The organism is Pseudomonas sp. RA_35y_Pfl2_P32 (assembly GCF_963970735.1).
GTDB lineage: Bacteria > Pseudomonadota > Gammaproteobacteria > Pseudomonadales > Pseudomonadaceae > Aquipseudomonas.
The window spans coordinates 1-584 of record NZ_CAXAQF010000147.1 but is presented as its reverse complement, the minus strand read 5'-3'; the positions used below and the strand labels follow the sequence as shown (position 1 = coordinate 584).

The window sequence follows — 584 nt, the reverse complement described above, 5'->3', positions numbered from 1 at the left end:
GACGCCCCCCGACGGCATCGATGTGCCAGAGTGGAGGTGTTGAACACCACAAGAGGGAGGCGTCCGTGTCTGAAGTTACCACAATCGGTCTGGATATTGCCAAGAACGTTTTTCATGCGCACGGCGCGGACAGGACCGGGCGAACGGTGTTCAGCCGCAAGCTGACCCGGGGAAAACTGCTAAATTTCTTCGTGTCACAGCCGCGATGCACGGTGGCGCTGGAAGCGTGCGGCGGCGCACATCACTGGGCCCGCGAGTTGCGGGCGATGGGTCACGAGGTCAGGCTGATTCCGCCGGCCTATGTGAAGCCGTTCGTGAAGCGGCATAAGAATGATGCTGTCGATGCTGAGGCGATCTGTGAGGCGGCGCAGCGGCCAACGATGCGGTTCGTCGCGGTGAAGAGCGAAGAGCAGCAAGCCGCCGCCTTGGTGTTCCGCACGCGCGATCTGCTGGTAAAACAGCGCACCCAGCTCGGCAATGCGATCCGCGGGCATCTCACCGAATATGGCTGGGTGGCACCGAAGGGGCCGAGCCACCTGGCGATGCTGGCGGATCTGCTAGACGACAGCGAGATGGCCGCAACA

1 protein-coding gene is annotated in these 584 nt (G+C 62.5%); it reads left to right on the top strand.

Going from position 1 to position 584, the window contains the following annotated elements; all coding sequences use genetic code 11:
- Positions 1-65 precede the first annotated feature (65 nt).
- Positions 66-584 (top strand): IS110 family transposase (locus tag AACY45_RS27560; protein ID WP_339548623.1); only part of this gene is annotated, 519 nt, incomplete at its 3' end.